Genomic DNA, 18630 nt, shown 5'->3' with positions numbered 1-18630 from the left:
GTCACTGTCCTGATATTTCATATCCGAAATACCTCGGCCAGCGCCCACACGAATTACTTGGTCAACTTTTTAAAGAGCGTTTGAGCTGTTGCTCAATCAAGGCCGCGTATTCTACATCGTAACGCCGCCTTGTCAACCGTTAATCCGAAGAATTTTAAAACTCATTTTCTTCAGTACTTTCAAACGGTTACTTCTGCTCGGAAAACCGCTGTGAGTGGCTTGTCCCTCAGAAGTGGTGCGCATTCTACAGGCGTCAGGAAAACTGTCAACGAGGTTTTTGAATTAATTTATAGCGGTATCGGTTTCCACGTATCCGCCTGATCAGTCAGTGATCAGATCGTATTCTTTTTACTCAAAATCAGCCTCTGACAAACGGAATCAGCGCGCGACTCCCGCTCCATTTCCAACGAAGCGCCAGCAGAACTGCGATTATCAGGCCGTACACCACCATTTCTCCAACGTCACTGCGGGACTGCCAGATGAAATGAACCCATGCCGCTATCGCAATCGGGTACACCAGCTTATGCAAGGCTTTCCATTGCCGGCCCATCCGCCTCATCATCCCCTTTGTTGAGGTTAACGCCAGTGGCACAAGCATAAGGAAAGACACCGCCCCCGCCAGGATATATGGCCGCTTGGTGAACGTGGCCCATAGATCGCTCCAGCCAAGAATAAACTGCAGAAACGCCAATACATGCAACACCGCATAAAAGAACGCAAACAGACCAAGCATCCGGCGAACCCGGATCCACGCTCCCCACCCTGTCCAACGCTTGAGCGGTGTCATGCATAAGGTAGCAATCAATAACTGAAATGCCGCGATGCCCAGCGACTCTGTTACTTCTTGCCCGGGATCCGGGCCGAGGGACTGGCTGGCAATGCTGGCAATCAGCACCAACAGGGGAACGCTGGCGAGCAGCGCTACCAGCAGGCGAAACGCCAGCACAAACCCCGGTTGGTTCAGCACACGCTTCTCATTCATCAATAGAACTTGCTCAAATCCATGCCCTTGTACAGATCGGCAACCTGTTCTCCATAACCATTGAACTTGACGGTTTCCATGTAGTTGGGAGAGAGCAAGCCAGAGGGCAGCCTGCGCTCCCGCTTCTGGCTCCACCTCGGATGGTCAACTTCAGGGTTCACGTTGGCATAGAAGCCATACTCCTGGGGCGCAAGCATTTCCCAGGTAGTCTTGGGGCGCTCCTCCTGAAAGCGAATCTTGACGATCGACTTGATGCTCTTGAAACCGTACTTCCAGGGCACGACCAGCCGGATAGGCGCGCCATTCTGGTTTGGCATGGTCTTGCCGTAGAGCCCAACAGCCAGGAAGCTTAACTCGTTCATTGCCTCGTCCATGCGAAGACCTTCCTGATAAGGCCAGTCGATGGTGCTGAACAGCGAGCGCTGACCTCGCATCTGGTCCGGATCATAGAGGGTCTCGAAATAGACGTACTTCGCCCTGGAAGTCGGTTCGAGCCGCTTGAGAATGTCGGCCACGGGGATCCCGATCCAGGGAATCACCATCGACCAGGCCTCGACACAACGAAGCCGATACACCCGTTCCTGATACTCGTGAGGTTTCAGCAGATCTTCCAACGCATACGCACCGGGCCGATCACATGCGCCTTCAACAACCACGGACCAGGGATCAACGGTCATCTCATCGGCGTACTTCGCCGGATCCCCTTTTCCAGTGCCGAACTCGTAAAAGTTGTTGTAACGGGTTACGTCCTCAAAAGGGGTTTTCTCCTCGTCGGTGGAAAAGCCGGGCATCGGAACAAAATCCAGCGCTTCTCCCGGGACAGGAAGCTTCGCTGCCGACAACAGACCGGGCACTGAAAGGCCAGCGGCCACAGCCAGGGTGCCGGACATAAATTGACGTCGGTTCAGGTAAACAGACTCGGGCGTAACTTCAGAATGAGGCAAAGCCCAGGAAGGGCGTTTCTTGATGAGCATGGAAAGTCTCCGTCGGGGCATCAGCCAGCAAAGGCGTTGACCGGAGACTGTATTGAAAATTCCCGGACCTCACTGAGGAGGCCCGGAAGGGGTGCTCAGTCAGCGGCGCCTGGAGCTTTCCGTGGCTTGCCACGGAAAAGCGCACGAACAGGGCCGGACAACGCGTATATCAGAAATCCAGTAAACAATACGGTTGCAGGATCCAGCGCGATCACTACAAAAACCAGCACCACAAGCAGAATGGCGGCAAACGGTACACGGCCACGCAGGTCCAGATCCTTGAAACTGCGGTACAGAATATTGCTCACCATCAAAACACCGGCACCGCCGACCACAAACATGGTCAACAAGGTGAGCCAGGTAGACGGTTCGAAAAGATGGAAACACCAGACCAGGCCCGCGACACAGGCAGCCGCAGCCGGACTCGGCAAGCCGACAAAGAACTTCTTATCGACCGAGCCAATCTGGGTATTGAACCGTGCCAGGCGCAAAGCGGCGCCAGCCACGTAGATAAAGGTGATGGCCCAACCAACCTTGTCGAAGGCGTTCAGTGACCAGAAAAAGGCTACCAGCCCGGGAGCGACGCCGAAGGCCACCATGTCGGCCAGACTGTCGTACTCCTCACCGAATTTACTCTGGGTATTGGTCATCCGGGCGACCCGGCCGTCGAGACCGTCCAGAATCATCGACACAAAAATAGCGATGGCGGCATTGTCAAAGACGCCGTTGGCGGCAGACACAATGGCGTAAAAACCTGAGAACAGCGAAGCGGTTGTGAGCGCATTGGGAAGCAGGTATATCCCCTTGCGGCGCACGGGCGCACCTCCTACCAGCTCTTCCTCAACCACTTCCCCGGCCTCGACTTCATAGTCCGGGTTCTGCTTGCCGTCGGCGGCTTTTCTTTCTTCAGTCATTCCCATTACTCCGGAAAGCGTTTGGGCGGAGTATATACGAAAAACGCGGCCACCCGGGCCGCGTTTTTCAAAACCAGGCGGAATTCCGCTTAGTTTTTGTCCTTATCCACGATCTTGTTTGCGGAGATCCACGGCATCATACCGCGCAGCTTCTCACCAACCACTTCGATTTCGTGGGCAGCGTTCTGGCGACGACGCGCCGTCATGGACGGGTAGTTCAGAGCGCCTTCAGAAATGAACATCTTGGCATACTCGCCGCTCTGGATACGCTTCAGTGCATTGCGCATAGCTTCGCGAGACTGCTCGTTGATGATTTCCGGGCCAGTCACGTACTCACCATACTCCGCATTGTTGGAGATGGAGTAGTTCATGTTGGCGATGCCGCCCTCGTACATCAGGTCCACGATCAGCTTCAGCTCGTGCAGACACTCGAAGTAGGCCATTTCCGGCTCGTAACCGCCTTCCACCAGCGTTTCGAACGCGGCTTTAACCAGCTCCACAGTACCACCGCACAGAACGGCCTGCTCACCAAACAGATCGGTTTCGGTCTCATCCTTGAACGTGGTTTCAATGATGCCGGTACGACCGCCACCGATACCGCTGGCGTAGGACAGCGCCAGGTTCTTGGCGTTGCCGGAGGAATCCTGGAAGATGGCGATCAGGTCAGGAATACCACCGCCGTTGGCGAATTCGGTGCGCACTGTGTGTCCCGGTGCCTTGGGAGCAATCATGATGACGTCCAGATCCTTACGCGGAACGATCTGGTTGTAATGGATAGCAAAGCCGTGGGCGAACGCCAGGGTGGCGCCTTGCTGCAGATTCGGCTCGATTTCCGCCTTGTACAGCTGGGCCTGGTATTCGTCCGGAGTCAGAACCATGACAACGTCGGCGGCGGCAACGGCAGAGGGCACGTCGCTGGTCTTCAGACCATAGGCTTCCGCCTTGGCGATGGAAGAAGAACCCGGGCGCAGGCCCACGGTCACGTCAACGCCGGACTCTTTCAGGTTGCACGCGTGAGCGTGGCCCTGGGAGCCGAAACCAATGATGGCAACTTTCTTGCCCTGGATGATGGAAAGATCGCAATCCTTATCGTAGTAAACCTGCATGAGAAACCTCTGTTATTTGTGATGGCCCCGAAGAGCCATATTGTTCAAACCCTGTTTGAAATCTTTAAAGGCTGAGCACCTTCTCGCCCCGGGCGATACCGGATACACCGCTGCGCACCACTTCCAGTACGCCCGACGTGCCAACAGCCTGAATAAAGCCGTCCAGCTTCTCGCTGTCACCTGCCAACTGAACCGTGTAAACGGAGCTGGTCACATCCACGATCTGGCCGCGGAAAATGTCCACCGTACGCTTGATCTCGGCACGCTGGGAACCCGTGGCTTTCAGCTTGACCAGCATCAGTTCGCGTTCGATATGGGCGCCTTCGGTGAGATCCACCAGCTTGACGACTTCAATCAGCTTGTTCAGTTGTTTGGTGATCTGTTCGATCACCTTGTCAGAACCCGTGGTGGTCACCGTAAGACGGGACAACGTCTCGTCCTCGGTTGGCGCCACGGTGAGTGTTTCGATGTTGTAGTTGCGCTGGGAAAACAGACCTACCACCCGCGACAGGGCGCCAGGTTCGTTTTCAAGCAAAACAGAAATGATTCGACGCATGATCAGACCCTCTCCGTCTTGCTGAGCCACATATCTTTCATGGAACCTCGGGCAACCTGCATCGGATACACGTGCTCAAAACGGTCCACGTAGATATCCACGAATACCAGCTCGTCTTTCATGGCCAGCACTTCTTTCAGCTTGGTCTCCAGATCCTCCTTCTTCTCAATCCGGACACCCTTGTGGCCGTAGGCTTCCGCCAGCTTGATGAAGTCGGGCAGGGATTCCATGTAGGACTCGGCATGGCGGGACTCGTAGTTCATGTCCTGCCATTGCTTGACCATACCCAGAGCCTGGTTATTCAGGTTAATGATCTTAACCGGCAGGTTGTACTGCTTGCAGGTCGACAGCTCCTGGATGTTCATCTGGATACTGCCCTCACCGGTAATGCACAGCACTTCGTCGTCCGGATGGGTCAGCTTTACCCCCATGGCCGCCGGCAGGCCGAAGCCCATGGTGCCGAGACCACCGGAATTGATCCAGCGGTTGGGCTTATCGAACTTGTAGTACTGGGCCGCGAACATCTGGTGCTGACCCACATCGGAAGTCACGAAGGCCTCGCCGTTGGTCAAGCGACACAGCATTTCAATGACTTCCTGGGGCTTGATCACATCCGGGCTGGTCTCATAGCGCATGCCATGGAATGCCCGCCACTCGTCGATCTGCTTCCACCAGGAAGCGATTGCGTCCGCGTCCGGCTTTTCCTTGGCTTCCTTCACCAGCGACAGCATTTCCTTGAGCACAGCGTCAACCGGGCCAACGATGGGCACATCGGCATCGACGGTCTTGGAAATCGAGGCTGGATCAATGTCGATATGGATGATGCGCGCGCCCGGACAGAACTTCTCGGTAGCGTTGGTCACCCGATCATCAAAACGGGCTCCCACGCAGAGGATGAGGTCCGAGTGGTGCATGGCCATGTTGGCTTCGTAGGTGCCGTGCATGCCAAGCCAGCCCAGGTGCTGTTTATCGCTGGCTGGGTAACAGCCAATGCCCATCAGGGTATTGGTGATCGGATAGCCCAGCAGCCGTACCAGCTCGGTCAGCTGATCCGATGCCTTGCCCAGAACAACCCCACCACCTGCGTAGATAATTGGGCGCTTCGCCGCCAGCATCATGTCGACCGCTTTCTTGATCTGACCGGCATGGCCGCGAATAGCGGGGTTGTAGGAGCGCAGTTTGACCTTCTTGGGATAGGCGTACTCGTAACGCTCGTTCGGCGTGGTCATATCCTTGGGAATGTCCACGACCACAGGACCGGGGCGACCGGTCGCGGCAATGTAATACGCCTTGCGGATAATCTCCGGGATTTCCTCGGGATGACGGACACTGAGATTGTGCTTAACCACCGGACGGGAGACCCCCATCATATCGGTTTCCTGGAACGCGTCCTCGCCGATGAGGGTGGACGCAACCTGGCCGCAAAGAACCACCATCGGGATGGAATCCATGAATGCGGTGGCAATGCCGGTGATGGTGTTGGTGGCTCCAGGACCCGAGGTCACCAGTACGGTACCTGGTTTTCCGGTCGCGCGGGCATAACCGTCGGCCATGTGGACCGCCGCCTGCTCGTGCCTTACCAGAATGTGTTTGACTTTGTCCTGCCTGAACAGCGCATCATAAATATGAAGGGCTGCACCACCCGGATAGCCGTATATGTATTCGATACCTTCATCTTGAAGGGACCGGATCAGCATATCGGCGCCAGACAATAACTCCACGATTTTCTACCCTCTTCTACGAGTGAATGAGCCGGGAAGGCTCCCGGTTGCCTGGATTCACGGTGTCCATGCTTCTTTTGAAAGCGGAACCGGCTGCTCCTCCACACCTTGTTAAGAGGTTGTCTCCTGGCCAGCCGCCCTCCTGAGGGTTGCGGAGAACGGCCAATCAACGGGTTGCACGTAAGCAACAACCATCCCGCGACGGATGCGCGGCGCGTTCAGTGTGGTAATTGATGGGGGATACTCGCTCGGGATTGCCTGCCGTATTGACCCCAGTCTTCAGGCAATCGGTAATTCTGACAGCGCGAAACTCCCTGTCAATAGCCGCTGCAGGTTTCTGTGCCTATACTGGCCGAAGGTCTGCCATACTTGGAACAAATCCGATACAAAGATTTGAACCAGACAGAAGAAAATCCGCAATAGCGATGGCATGATAGGCAACATTGAAATTAAAAAACGGGCCCGGTCTATCCAGTTTGTCTGCCTGCCCGGGAGCAGTGAACATACGCGAGTTGAGCCATGAACAGAAAAATCCTGACGCTGACCTTATTGCTGGCCGTTGTACCAGGTGTCGCCACGAGCGCCTCTGTCTATAAATGGACCGATGAAAACGGAGTTACCCACTTTGGCGACCGACAGCCCACGGGCTCGAAGGCCGAGCGGGTCAATGTGCGTTCCGGCACTTCTACCGATGCTTCTGGCAACCGGCAGAGCCCTCAGGAGCGTCTGCAGAATATGCAGGAACAGCAGAACGAGCAGGCGGAACAGCGCCAGGAAACGGCAGTTGAGGAGGCCCGCAGAAAACAGCGGGAGGCGAACTGCGCGACCGCACGCTCCAACCTGGACGTGATTGACCGTAACGCACGAATCCGCATTGAAGAAAATGGCGAGCAACGCTACCTCAGCCCAGAGGAAATTGCCGAAAAGCGGGCAGAATTTGAGCGAATTGCGGAAGAGAACTGCGGACCAGAAGAACAGTAAGATGAAAAAAAGGGGTCAGATGAAAGCCTTCATCTGACCCCGGTTTCAAGCTCAAGCCTTGGCGAATGCCAGGTGGTGGTCCTCCACCGTACCCTTGATGACATCCCCCGGTACAAACTCTCCCTGTAGCAAACGCTGGGCCAGCGGATTCTCGATCATTCGCTGAATAGCCCGCTTCAAAGGCCGCGCGCCATATACCGGGTCGTACCCGACTTCGGCCAGCAACTCCATCGCGGCGTCATCCAGATCCAGTTTCATGTCCTGCTCTTTCAGGCGCTTGCTCAGAGATTCAATCTGAATCCGGGCAATACCCTGGATCTGGCTCTCCGCCAGCGGGTGGAACACCACCACTTCGTCCACCCGGTTGATGAACTCGGGGCGGAAATGGGTGCCGACGACTTCCATGACGGCATTCTTCATCACCTCGTAGTTCTCCTCGCCGGCTTTCTGCTGGATGATGTCCGAGCCGAGGTTTGAGGTCATGACAATGACCGTGTTCCGGAAGTCGACGGTCCTGCCCTGCCCGTCCGTCAGGCGACCATCCTCAAGTACCTGCAAAAGTATGTTGAACACATCCGGATGGGCTTTTTCCACCTCATCCAGCAACAAGACGGAATACGGCCGGCGGCGAACCGCTTCGGTCAGGTAGCCACCTTCCTCGTAGCCGACATAGCCCGGAGGCGCACCAATCAGGCGGGCCACGGAATGCTTCTCCATGAACTCGGACATATCGATGCGCACCATGGCTTCCTCGGTATCAAACAGGAAGGACGCCAGGGCCTTGCACAGCTCGGTTTTACCCACACCGGTCGGGCCAAGGAACAGGAACGAACCGTTGGGGCGATTGGGATCGGACAACCCCGCCCGCGAACGGCGCACGGCGTTGGAAACAGCTTCAACCGCTTCATCCTGGCCGATAACCCGACCATGAAGCGCCTCTTCCATGCGCATCAGCTTATCGCGCTCACCTTCAAGCATCTTGGAGACCGGAATGCCGGTCCACTTGGAAACGATCTCGGCGATTTCCTCGTCGGTTACCCGGTTGCGAAGCAGCTTCATTTCCATCATTTCTGCCTGGCTGGCCATATCCAGCTGGCGCTCAAGCTCAGGAATCTGCCCGTACTGGAGCTCGGACATCTTGCCGAGATCACCGGCACGACGGGCATTCTCCAGATCGATGCGAGCCTGCTCCAGACGGCTCTTGATCTTCTGGGAACCATGCAGAGCGGCCTTTTCGGTATTCCAGACTTCTTCCAGATCGGCGTATTCTCGCTCGACACCAGTGATCACGTCGGACAGCTCCGACAGGCGCTTTTTCGAGGCGGCATCGGTCTCTTTCTTGAGAGCTTCACGCTCGATTTTCAACTGAATCAGGCGACGCTCAAGACGATCCAGGGCCTCGGGTTTGGAATCCATTTCCATGCGGATCTGGGAAGCTGCCTCGTCCACAAGGTCAATGGCCTTGTCCGGCAGCTGCCGGTCGGCAATGTAACGGTGAGACAGCTTGGCGGCGGCGATGATGGCACCGTCTGTCACCTCAACCCCGTGGTGCACTTCGTAACGCTCTTTCAAGCCCCGCAGGATGGCGATGGTATCTTCCTCACTGGGTTCGCTCACCAGCACTTTCTGGAAGCGACGCTCAAGAGCCGCGTCCTTCTCGATATTTTCACGGTATTCGTCCAGGGTGGTCGCGCCCACGCAGTGCAGCTCGCCACGAGCGAGCGCCGGCTTGAGCATATTACCCGCATCCATGGAGCCTTCGGCCTTGCCGGCACCAACCATGGTGTGAATCTCGTCGATGAACAGGATGATCTGACCTTCCTGCTTGGACAGTTCGTTCAGAACAGCTTTCAGGCGTTCTTCAAACTCACCCCGGAACTTGGCGCCGGCAATAAGGGCACCCATATCGAGTGACAGGACTTTCTTGTCCTTGAGGCCATCGGGCACCTCGCCGTTGACGATACGCTGGGCCAACCCTTCGACGATGGCGGTTTTACCAACGCCGGGCTCACCGATGAGGACCGGGTTGTTCTTCCGGCGACGCTGCAATACCTGAATGGTGCGGCGAATTTCATCATCGCGACCGATCACCGGGTCCAACTTGCCGGCCTCCGCTCGCTCGGTAAGGTCGATGGTGTATTTGGACAGAGCCTGACGGTTTTCTTCGGCGCTGGCGTCGTTGACGGCTTCGCCGCCGCGAACGTCATCAATGGCCTTTTCGAGGGCAGCTTTATCAACGCCCTGCTCCCTGAGCACCCGGCCAAGGGTACCCCGGTCTTCCAGAGCGGCCAGCAACATGAGCTCACTGGAGATGTACTGGTCTTTGCGCTTCTGGGCGAGCTTGTCGGCAATGTTGAACAGCCGGCCCATGTCATTGGACATGGAGACGTCGCCGGCCGATCCCTGCACTTCCGGCAGGTTTTCGATTTCCCGGGCGATCGCCTGGCGAATGCGTCCGGGCTCTGCGCCGGCCTGCTTGAGCAGCGGCTTGATCGCGCTGCCTTCCTGATCAAGCAGTGCCTGCATCAGGTGCACCGGCTCAATAAAGTTGTGATCTTTTCCGACCGCGATGGACTGTGCGTCCGCGAGGGCGGTCTGCAGCTTGCTGGTCAGCTTGTCGATTCTCATGCGTACTTTCCCCAAATTTCTGCGAATACCATGGTGCCTTGGGTGGCGGATATTCGATTGCTTTGACAGTTAATGTAGGGGCAAGTAGAGCGACTTCAAGCGGGGCTGCGATGTATTCGTCAGAAAATTGACGGCCGTCAGGTTTGAGTTTGGTGCTGGGTGCAAGGCTGGCGCGAGGCTGCTTTCCAGAACACGCCGTGAATACATCCCTGTAGGCTTGGCTGCAGCATCCATGCTGCAGACAGTTCTGGAAAGCAGCCTCGCACCAGCCACCGGACTTTTCAGTAACCGCCTCGCCGCCGCCAATTCAAGCTGGACATTTAACTTGTTAGCCAGACCAGCGTGGCCATCCGCCCGGTTCGACCATCCCTGCGGTAAGAAAAAAACCGATCTGAATCCTTAACGGTACAAAGCCCACCGCCAGTCACGTTGGAAACACCGAGATGATTTAGCCGCAAAGTGGCAAGGGCATAGATATCTGCCATGAAATGACCCGACCGAGCGCCTTCGGCTCTGAAGGCGTGGACCGCTTTGGGACCATGGTCAAGGAAGGCGTCACGCACTTCCGGGCCGACCTCGAAGCTGTCCGGACCGATGGCCGGGCCGAGCCAGGCTTGCAGAGCTTCGGGCGCAACGGCCATCTTGCTCACCAGGTTCTCGATAACACCGCCACACAGGCTTCGCCAGCCACAGTGGGCGGCACCGACGACTGTTCCTTCGCTATCAGCAAGGATAACGGGCAGGCAGTCAGCAGTAAGGATGGCGCAGGCGATGCCCGGATGACGGGTGTAGCTGGCGTCAGCCTTGGCGATTTGTCCGACGTTATCAGGGTTCAGTTCGACAACATCGATACCGTGCACCTGATTGAGCCAACCGATCTGCTCGCTTTTCAGCCCTGTGGACTCGGCGAGTCTTCGTCGATTCTGTCGCACATGATCCGGGTCGTCTTCGACGTGAACACCGAGGTTAAGACTGTTCCAGGGGCGACCGCTGACGCCACCGGCGCGGGTCGTGCTGATGGCCCGCACTCTATCGGGCGCAGGCCAGTCCGGTTTGAGGGCATCACCTTCAATAGTCACGGGTTTCCAGTTCCCGGGCGTGTTTGCGGAGAGCTTCGATCAAGGCAACCATATCCTCAGGCAGGGGAACCTCCCAGGTCATGATTTCACCGGTTTCCGGGTGTTCCAGGGTGAGCTGCCGGGCATGGAGAGCCTGGCGGTTGAACGCCGAGAGGGCCTCTCGAAGCTCGTCTGTGGTTCCCTTGGGCAGTCTCAGCCGACCTCCATAGAGCGGATCTCCGACCAGCGGGTGTTTTACATGGGCCATATGAACCCGGATCTGATGGGTTCGGCCGCTTTCCAGTTTGCAGCGGACGTGAGTGTGGGCGGCAAAACGTTCCACCAGGCGATAATGGGTGACCGCCGGTTTGCCGGAGGCGACGACCGCCATTTTCTTGCGCTCCCGAGGATGCCGGCCGATGGGCGCATCAACCGTTGCGCCACCGGTGAGGGTGCCAACGACGACGGCCTCGTACTCACGACCCATGGTTCGGGTTTGCAGCTGATCGACCAGGGACGTATGCGCAATCAGGCTACGGGCCACGACCATAATGCCCGAGGTGTCTTTGTCGAGGCGGTGTACGATACCCGCCCTCGGCAGATTCTCGACCTCCGGTGCGTAGTTCAGCAGGGCATTGACCAGGGTTCCATCGGCATGGCCGGCGGCCGGGTGCACCACCAGGCCCGCGGGCTTGTTGATGACCAGCAAGTGCTCGTCCTCATAGACGATATCGAGCGAGATTTCCTCGGCCTGCCAGCTCACCTGAGCTTCCGGCTCGGCATCCAGCGCCAGGCGATCGTCCAGAATCACCTTGTCCCGAGGCTTTCGCACCTCGCCATTTACTGTTAGCGCACCGCTTTTGATCCAGGATTGCAGGCGGGAACGGGAGTGTTCGGGCATCAGCTCTGCTGCGGCCTGATCCAGGCGCCTGTCGCTCAATTCCGGCGGCACAACAAAGTTGGCGAGGATTCGTTTTTCAGATGACATTAAGCCCCCAGGGCCTGTGTGTGTTACGTTTCGGTCAGATTATTGGAAACAGCGGGGCATTGCTCTGCACATGGCGTCACTTCCCCGCTACAATGACTGCCCTTGAATCAATCGACATTATACGGGATTCCGGAATGAGATCAGGTCTTCGTTTGCTCCTACTTTCCACACTGGTTGTTCTGGTCAGTGCCTGCGCCTCCAACAAGCAGGAGGAAGTGCTTCCGGAGAAGACCTATTACGAGAACGCCCGCGAGGCCATGACCTCTGGAAACTTCAATGAGGCAGAGCAGAACCTGGACGCCCTGGAAACCTATTACCCCTTCGGTCGCTACGCAGAGCAGGCCCAGCTTGACCTGATCTATGCCCGCTACCAGAACCTCGACCTCGAGGGCTCCCGTGCAGCCGCCGACCGGTTCCTGCGTCTTAATCCGCAAAGCGACCATGCAGACTACGCGCTCTACATGCGCGGCCTGGCCTCCTATAACCTGGATATCGGCCTCGCGGCCCGCTATTTCCCGATTGATGTCGCGGCTCGGGATCCGGGTGAGCAGTTGCAGTCTTTCCGCGATTTTTCTGAACTGCTGAACCGCTATCCGGACAGCCAGTACGTCGCGGATGCCCGCCAGCGAATGATCGCGGTGCGCAATCGCATGGCCGAACTGGAACTCTACGCGGCCCGCTACTATGTGAAACGCCAGGCCTATGTCGCAGCCAACAACCGGGCACGATACATCATCGAGAATTACCCGACAGCGACGGTTACCGAAGAAGCCCTGATTATCCTCGCGGAAACCTTCCGCTTCCTCGAACTAAGAAAAGGATCGCAGGATGCCATTGCCATACTGCGCACCAACTTTCCGGAGAGTGACGCCTTCAATGCCGACGGCGAGTTTGAGGTGGACCTGCTGAAGGGCGAAAACCGGTCACTGACGAACGTCGTAACCTTTGGCTTGATGGGCGACGAGTAAAGTTTGAAAGAGTGAAATTGGGGTCAGAAGAAAAACCGTTGATGAATTGTTCCTCTGACCGGTTTTTCTTCTGACCCCGAACTCCCGCGTCTACTTGCCGCTTTTCCAGCCATTCGTAATCGGATAACGACGGTCTTTCCCAAACCCGCGCTCCGTAATGCGGACGCCGATCGGTGCCTGCCTGCGTTTATACTCGTTGATATCTACGAGGCGAATAACCCGTTCAACGTCGACTCGCTCGAAACCTTCAGCAACAATCGCATCGGCACTGAAATCCCGCTCTACATACAGATTCAGGATCTGATCGAGCACGTCATAACCGGGCAGGCTGTCCTCGTCTTTCTGATCCGGCGCCAGCTCTGCCGAGGGTGGACGAGTGATCACCCGCTCGGGGATCACTTCGCCCTCCGAAAGCGTGTTGCGGTATTTGGCCAGACGGAACACCAGGGTTTTAGGAACATCCTTTAGAACGTCAAAGCCGCCCGCCATATCGCCATAAAGCGTTGAGTACCCCACTGCCATCTCGCTCTTGTTTCCGGTGGTCAACACCAGGGAACCGAACTTGTTGGATAGGGACATCAATAAGACGCCACGCAGTCGCGCCTGCAGGTTTTCCTCGGTTGTATCCGGCGCAGTGCCCTCAAAAGGCCCGGCCAGAGTTTCCATAAAGGCGTCGTACATGGGCTCAATCGAGAACACGTCGTACTGCACGCCCAGGGCGACGGCCTCCGCTTCGGCATCCTCAAGGCTCATGCTGGAGGTGTAGCGAAACGGCATCATCACCGCGCGTACCCGATCCTTGCCCAGTGCATCGACGGCAACCGCCAGAGTCACTGCCGAGTCGATACCGCCTGAAAGCCCCAGAACCACCGATTTGAATCCGTTCTTGTTGACGTAATCCCGAACACCGGTCACCAAAGCGCTGTAGACATTGGCCTCAAGCGAAGGCTCTTCCGGCAAGGGCTGGGATACTGGCTGACAATGGTGCTCGCATAGGAAGTCGACCGGATAAAGGCCTTCGCCAAACTGCGGAGCTTCTGCAGTGAGCACACCGGAATGGTCGAACACCATGGAGCCACCGTCAAAAACCAGCTCGTCCTGGCCACCCACCAGGTTCACGTACACGATACTGACCAGATTCTCCCGGGACTTCCGCTCTAGCAATGCCTTCCTGCGTGCCTGTTTGTCGATATCATAGGGCGAGGCATTTAGGTTCAGGATAAGGCGGGCGCCTGCAGCGGCGCAGTCCTCCACCGGCCCTTCTTTCCAGAGATCTTCACACACAGTAATTCCCACCGGAACGCCCCGGATATCCAGAGTCAGGACATCCCGGCCCTCGGCGAAGTAACGCTTCTCATCGAACACCTGATAGTTGGGTGGGAAACGCTTGAAGTACCGACCGGTGATTTCGCCTCCATCAATGACCACCGCCGCGTTGTACAGCAGCGCGCCATGGCGAAGAGGAGCACCGATAACAATCACCGGATCCAGCTTTTCCGCCTGCAGCCTTTCCAACGCTTCGTTGACCCGGACTTCCAGGCTCGGGCGCAACAGTAGATCCTCCGGCGGATAGCCGGTCAGGCAAAGCTCGGGAAAAACCACAATGTCCGCCTGATGCTCGGACGATGCCCGGCGGGCAGCCTCAAGGATAAGCTCGGTATTGCCAGGAATATCGCCTACCAGAAAATCCAATTGGGCCATCACCACCCGCAATTTTCTTGGAGACTCCCCGGACGCTGCCTGGTTTCCGGACACGGACATAAATCGGCTCCTGTAACTCATTGCCATGAAAAGGCTATTATAACCCCGCATAGGCGTGGATTTCTTCCGACCAACAGCGGATTCCTGTAAATCATGGCAGCAGATACACCAGTACGATCGGCCGAGGCGCTCGGCCCGGCCCCCTCGACACCGTCCGGAATCCAACAGGCCAAGCTGTTCAGGATCTACAACCACTACCGACTAGTGGTGAGCCTGATGCTGGTGGCACTGCTATTCGTGGATCCCGTCAACTTTGATATGCGCTTCCGACTGCTGGATTATTATCAGGCCGGCGTTTCCGCTTACCTGGGTCTAAATGCCTTCATTGCCCTGCTTCTTGTGGCCGGTTTTCACCCCAGCCGACGCCATATAACGCTTTCGATCCTGCTTGACATTCTGATCATGCATGGCCTGTTGCTGGCCAGTACAGGTATTACCAACGGTCTGGCCAACCTGGTGATTGTGTCTGTAGCGGCGGGTAACATCCTGACGCCCAGCCGGATGGGAACCTTCTATGCGGCTCTCGCTGCTATCTGCTCCCTGGGCATATCCGGATGGGCCTTACTGGCGCTGGGTGAGTCCGCTGATGATATCGTCCGAGCCGGCTCACTGGGCATCCTTTACTTTGCAGCCGCGTTCGTTCTGCAAAGTATCTCCCGACGAATGATGCGCAGCGAGGCTCTGGCCAGCAGCCGAGCCCGCAGCATTGCCGAACTGGAACAGATCAACAAACAGATTATCCAACGCATGCGTACCGGTATTCTGGTACTGGACCGTTTTGGCCAGATCCGCGTTGCCAACGCCGCCGCCGAGGAGCTTCTATATGGCTCACCCAAGACTTCGGTGCCAATCCAAGAGCGCGCAACCGTGTTACCCAAACCACTCAAACAGGGTCTGGACGCTTGGTTAAAGGACCCCACACAGCGGATAGAGCCTTTCCAACCGTCAGCCACCTCCCCGCTGTTACAGGCCAACTTTACCCAACTGGATCAGGAGCGGGGCGACCAGATTCTTGTGTTCATCGAGGACATGAGCAAAGTCACCCAGCAGGCCCAGCAAATGAAACTGGCATCGCTGGGCCGACTCACTGCCGGCATCGCCCATGAAATCCGCAACCCGTTGGGTGCAATCAGCCACGCAGCCCAGCTTATGGAAGAAGCACCGAACCTGGAAGCCGGCGACCGCCAGATGCTGGCGATCATCCAGCGACACTCCCGCCGGGTGAACGGGATTATCGAAAACGTTCTTGATCTTTCAAGACGCCGGGCCGCCAATGCAGATCTGATCGAAGTCGCACCCTGGCTCCAGGAATTTCGGGAAGATTTCCTGCAAACGCAGGACGAGGACTGCACCACAGCCAACATTGTTCTGAAAATCGATCCGCAACTACCGCCAGCGCGGTTCGACAAAAGCCAGATTGAGCAGGTGATGGTGAACCTTTGCGACAACGGTTTACGCTACAGTCAGCAGCACTCGGGCCAGCAAAAGATCGGAATACACGCCGGGGCAACCGAGGATGGCGAGCGGGCCTATATCGATGTGCGGGACCTGGGCCCCGGCATTGCGCCGGAAAACAGAAACTCAGTGTTCGAACCGTTTTTCACCACAGACAAGACCGGGACCGGGCTCGGGCTTTATCTGGCCAGGGAACTGTGCGAGGCTAATCAGGCGCATCTTTCCCTGGTAGAAGACAACAAGCCCGGCTGCTGTTTTCGCATTACATTTGCTCACCCGGGGCGAATGATCTGAACCGGCGCCAGCGGATATCGGGCGCTTGAACAACGACATGGAACCGACGACACAAGATGACCACATACACAGCGCTGATCGTTGATGATGAACCGGACATTCGGGAGTTACTTGAAATCACCCTTACCCGGATGGGCATCACAACCCTCACGGCACCCGACGTAACCAGTGCCCGGGCATTACTGGAACAGAACACCACCCACCTCTGCCTGACCGACATGAACTTGCCAGACGGTAATGGTATCGAGCTGGTCCAGTGGATCCAGAAACACTCTCCGGCCACGCCTGTCGCCGTGATCACAGCCTACGGCAATATGGACACCGCGATTGAATCGCTCAAAGCCGGGGCCTTTGACTTCGTCTCCAAACCGGTCGAACTGCCCCGATTAAGGGAACTGGTCAACAGCGCCCTCAAACTCGCTGAGCCCAAGGCAGACGCGGAAGAGGCAGACGATGAGCCAGGCCTGTTGCTGGGTAAATCGCCAGAGATCCGCAAACTCCGTAACCAGACCCGAAAACTGGCCAGAAGCCAGGCACCGGTTTTTATCAGTGGCGAGTCCGGCAGCGGTAAGGAACTGGTGGCCAGAATGATTCATCTTCAGGGCCCCCGCCGCGAAGGTCCATTCGTCGCGGTGAATTGCGGCGCCATTCCCTCGGAACTGATGGAAAGCGAATTCTTCGGCCACAAGAAAGGCAGCTTTACCGGCGCCGTGGAGAACAAAGACGGCCTGTTCCGCTCTGCCAACGGAGGTACCCTATTCCTTGATGAAGTGGCAGACCTGCCCCTGGCCATGCAGGTGAAACTGCTCCGCGCCATACAGGAAAAAGCCGTTCGGCCCGTCGGGGACACCAAGGAAGTGCCCGTCGACATTCGGGTACTGAGCGCCACCCACAAGAATCTGCCGGAGCTGGTCCAGGAAGGCAGCTTTCGTCAGGATCTTTTCTACCGGATTAACGTGATCGAACTCGCAGTACCACCCCTGAGAGAGCGGCCGGATGATATTTCTCTGCTTTCGAATCACATTCTTGAACGGATTGCGAAAGAGTATGAGTGTGACCCTGCCTCGTTAACGCCAGCGGCCGTGGACAGACTGCGAGGCTATGACTTTCCGGGCAATGTCCGGGAACTGGAAAACGTCTTGGAGCGGGCTTTTACCCTGTGCGACGCCGATCAGATCGATGCTGATGATCTGCATCTGGGGAATGGTGTTCAGCATGCAGCTTCGGCGTCGCAGATCATTGCCGAGGGCCAGGTTGGCGAGGGAGAAGGAATCGCCGTGCCCGATGGGGAAATCGATCTGGAAGGGTATCTGGAGAAGATTGAACGACAGGCCATTGAGAAGGCGCTCGAAGCGACCCGGTGGAACAAAACTGCAGCTGCAAAAAGACTGGGAATCAGTTTTCGGGCACTGCGATATCGATTAAAGAAGCTAGGCATGGAATAGCTATCTCCACAGATGGTTGTCTTTTTTTCAACTATAGGTCGCATTCAGACATATAATAATTCAATGCCTCATCACAGGACGTGAGAGGTTAATTACTTGATCTACCTACAAGGATGTAACAATGGATTCCTCGCTAAAAAAGCAAGGCTTCACCCTGGTTGAAGCAGTTGTCACTGTGGCACTGATTGCCATCACGGCAAGCGTGGCCAGCATTTCGTGGAGCGGCGTTGTTTCCGCCAGTCGTCATAATGATCTGGTTAATGGCACACATAGACTGTTCGCAACCGCTCGCAGCTTTGCCGTTCATCAGGGAACCCTCACCACAGTCTGCCCACTCTCTGCGCAACTGCAGTGCGTTGACGACTGGAACCAACCTGTCTCAGTCTTCCCGGACATGAACAACGACAAACGTCCGGATTCGAACAAGGTTCACAAAGTCCTTGAACTCACTAAAACCGGCTCCCATCTCTTTTCAAGGACAGCGGGGAGAGGTTACTTCCAGTTTTCATCGGACGGCATGAGCCACGGCACGATGGGAAGCCTCGTCGCATGCTCACGCTTGAATACAGCCGAATTCGAAATGACTTATATGGCCATCAATATAGGTGGTCGCCTGAGATCACTGAGAGACAAGAACCGCGACGGCAAGATAACACTCCCCTGGGGAACCATAATCAAGTGCCCCGGTTGACGCATAAAATCAGGCATGAACCGCTCGCCCCCTTAATCCTGCCATTCGTCGCCGAAACGATGCAGAGTGAAAAACACTCTGTTTCAATAGGACGATAGCCAAGAACAG

At 56.6% G+C, this 18630-nt stretch carries 15 protein-coding genes; 5 read left to right on the top strand and 10 right to left on the bottom strand.

The annotated features are described in order from the left end of the window. Positions 1–358 precede the first annotated feature (358 nt). The 6 genes from AC13DD_RS02270 to AC13DD_RS02245 form a co-directional block, all read right to left on the bottom strand. Entirely contained in the window at positions 359–982 is a 624-nt protein-coding gene (locus AC13DD_RS02270) for a protein-methionine-sulfoxide reductase heme-binding subunit MsrQ (RefSeq protein ID WP_008170683.1), read from the bottom strand. Further along, on the bottom strand, positions 982–1956 hold the full coding sequence (gene msrP, locus AC13DD_RS02265; RefSeq protein ID WP_482930795.1) for a protein-methionine-sulfoxide reductase catalytic subunit MsrP: 975 nt from the start codon (positions 1954–1956) through the stop codon (positions 982–984). The genes AC13DD_RS02270 and msrP overlap by 1 nt, the downstream gene beginning before the upstream one ends. Before the next feature lie 95 nt (positions 1957–2051). Next, entirely contained in the window at positions 2052–2870 is an 819-nt protein-coding gene (gene pssA / locus AC13DD_RS02260; protein WP_482930794.1) for a CDP-diacylglycerol--serine O-phosphatidyltransferase, read from the bottom strand. A gap of 89 nt (positions 2871–2959) precedes the next feature. Further along, on the bottom strand, positions 2960–3976 hold the full coding sequence (ilvC, locus tag AC13DD_RS02255) for a ketol-acid reductoisomerase (RefSeq protein WP_008170689.1): 1017 nt from the start codon (positions 3974–3976) through the stop codon (positions 2960–2962). 64 nt (positions 3977–4040) lie between these two features. Then, positions 4041–4532 carry an acetolactate synthase small subunit gene (gene ilvN, locus AC13DD_RS02250; RefSeq protein ID WP_008170692.1) on the bottom strand — a complete coding sequence of 164 codons (492 nt, stop codon included), beginning with the start codon at positions 4530–4532 and terminating at the stop codon, positions 4041–4043. Positions 4533–4534: 2 nt separating this feature from the next. Next, the gene (locus AC13DD_RS02245) at positions 4535–6253 is read right to left on the bottom strand and encodes an acetolactate synthase 3 large subunit (RefSeq protein WP_008170695.1); all 1719 of its coding nucleotides are present in this window, start codon (positions 6251–6253) and stop codon (positions 4535–4537) included. Between the two features lie 519 nt (positions 6254–6772). Here AC13DD_RS02245 and AC13DD_RS02240 point away from each other — a divergent pair. After that, the gene (locus AC13DD_RS02240; RefSeq protein ID WP_104271781.1) at positions 6773–7234 is read left to right on the top strand and encodes a DUF4124 domain-containing protein; all 462 of its coding nucleotides are present in this window, start codon (positions 6773–6775) and stop codon (positions 7232–7234) included. Between the two features lie 51 nt (positions 7235–7285). Here the strand turns inward: AC13DD_RS02240 and clpB are convergent, their stop codons facing one another. From clpB to rluD, 3 genes are all read right to left on the bottom strand, one after another. Further along, entirely contained in the window at positions 7286–9862 is a 2577-nt protein-coding gene (clpB, locus tag AC13DD_RS02235) for an ATP-dependent chaperone ClpB (protein WP_482930793.1), read from the bottom strand. A 320-nt stretch (positions 9863–10182) separates the two neighbouring features. Continuing rightward, the gene (gene pgeF / locus AC13DD_RS02230; protein ID WP_482930792.1) at positions 10183–10941 is read right to left on the bottom strand and encodes a peptidoglycan editing factor PgeF; all 759 of its coding nucleotides are present in this window, start codon (positions 10939–10941) and stop codon (positions 10183–10185) included. Next, on the bottom strand, positions 10931–11908 hold the full coding sequence (gene rluD, locus AC13DD_RS02225; RefSeq protein ID WP_482930791.1) for a 23S rRNA pseudouridine(1911/1915/1917) synthase RluD: 978 nt from the start codon (positions 11906–11908) through the stop codon (positions 10931–10933). The genes pgeF and rluD overlap by 11 nt, the downstream gene beginning before the upstream one ends. A gap of 134 nt (positions 11909–12042) precedes the next feature. Between rluD and AC13DD_RS02220 the strand changes: the two genes are divergently transcribed. Next, on the top strand, positions 12043–12876 hold the full coding sequence (locus tag AC13DD_RS02220; RefSeq protein ID WP_482930790.1) for an outer membrane protein assembly factor BamD: 834 nt from the start codon (positions 12043–12045) through the stop codon (positions 12874–12876). 90 nt (positions 12877–12966) lie between these two features. Here the strand turns inward: AC13DD_RS02220 and AC13DD_RS02215 are convergent, their stop codons facing one another. Beyond that, the gene (locus AC13DD_RS02215; RefSeq protein WP_482930789.1) at positions 12967–14637 is read right to left on the bottom strand and encodes an NAD+ synthase; all 1671 of its coding nucleotides are present in this window, start codon (positions 14635–14637) and stop codon (positions 12967–12969) included. A 93-nt stretch (positions 14638–14730) separates the two neighbouring features. On the opposite strand from AC13DD_RS02215, the gene AC13DD_RS02210 reads away from it, so the two are divergent. The 3 genes from AC13DD_RS02210 (at position 14731) to AC13DD_RS02200 (ending at position 18522) form a co-directional block, all read left to right on the top strand. Then, complete coding sequence (locus AC13DD_RS02210; RefSeq protein WP_482930788.1) at positions 14731–16386, top strand: sensor histidine kinase; 1656 nt, start codon at positions 14731–14733, stop codon at positions 16384–16386. 56 nt (positions 16387–16442) lie between these two features. Beyond that, positions 16443–17831, top strand: a complete 1389-nt coding sequence (locus tag AC13DD_RS02205) for a sigma-54-dependent transcriptional regulator (protein ID WP_482930787.1) — start codon at positions 16443–16445, stop codon at positions 17829–17831. A 121-nt stretch (positions 17832–17952) separates the two neighbouring features. Continuing rightward, positions 17953–18522 carry a GspH/FimT family pseudopilin gene (locus tag AC13DD_RS02200; protein WP_273044311.1) on the top strand — a complete coding sequence of 190 codons (570 nt, stop codon included), beginning with the start codon at positions 17953–17955 and terminating at the stop codon, positions 18520–18522. Positions 18523–18630: the final 108 nt, after the last annotated feature.

This window comes from Marinobacter sp. L-13, assembly GCF_056857715.1.
The sequence above is the reverse complement of the archived record's forward strand: the minus strand, read 5'-3'. Positions and strand labels throughout refer to the sequence as shown.

Bases quoted from the DNA above. Each gene is read 5' to 3' on its own strand.
- AC13DD_RS02270 (WP_008170683.1), bottom strand. From the start codon at position 982: ATGAATGAGAAGCGTGTGCTGAACCAACCGGGGTTTGTGCTGGCGTTT.
- msrP (WP_482930795.1), bottom strand. From the start codon at position 1,956: ATGCTCATCAAGAAACGCCCTTCCTGGGCTTTGCCTCATTCTGAAGTT.
- pssA (WP_482930794.1), bottom strand. From the start codon at position 2,870: ATGACTGAAGAAAGAAAAGCCGCCGACGGCAAGCAGAACCCGGACTAT.
- ilvC (WP_008170689.1), bottom strand. From the start codon at position 3,976: ATGCAGGTTTACTACGATAAGGATTGCGATCTTTCCATCATCCAGGGC.
- ilvN (WP_008170692.1), bottom strand. From the start codon at position 4,532: ATGCGTCGAATCATTTCTGTTTTGCTTGAAAACGAACCTGGCGCCCTG.
- AC13DD_RS02240 (WP_104271781.1), top strand. From the start codon at position 6,773: ATGAACAGAAAAATCCTGACGCTGACCTTATTGCTGGCCGTTGTACCA.
- clpB (WP_482930793.1), bottom strand. From the start codon at position 9,862: ATGAGAATCGACAAGCTGACCAGCAAGCTGCAGACCGCCCTCGCGGAC.
- rluD (WP_482930791.1), bottom strand. From the start codon at position 11,908: ATGTCATCTGAAAAACGAATCCTCGCCAACTTTGTTGTGCCGCCGGAA.
- AC13DD_RS02220 (WP_482930790.1), top strand. From the start codon at position 12,043: ATGAGATCAGGTCTTCGTTTGCTCCTACTTTCCACACTGGTTGTTCTG.
- AC13DD_RS02215 (WP_482930789.1), bottom strand. From the start codon at position 14,637: ATGTCCGTGTCCGGAAACCAGGCAGCGTCCGGGGAGTCTCCAAGAAAA.
- AC13DD_RS02210 (WP_482930788.1), top strand. From the start codon at position 14,731: ATGGCAGCAGATACACCAGTACGATCGGCCGAGGCGCTCGGCCCGGCC.
- AC13DD_RS02205 (WP_482930787.1), top strand. From the start codon at position 16,443: ATGACCACATACACAGCGCTGATCGTTGATGATGAACCGGACATTCGG.
- AC13DD_RS02200 (WP_273044311.1), top strand. From the start codon at position 17,953: ATGGATTCCTCGCTAAAAAAGCAAGGCTTCACCCTGGTTGAAGCAGTT.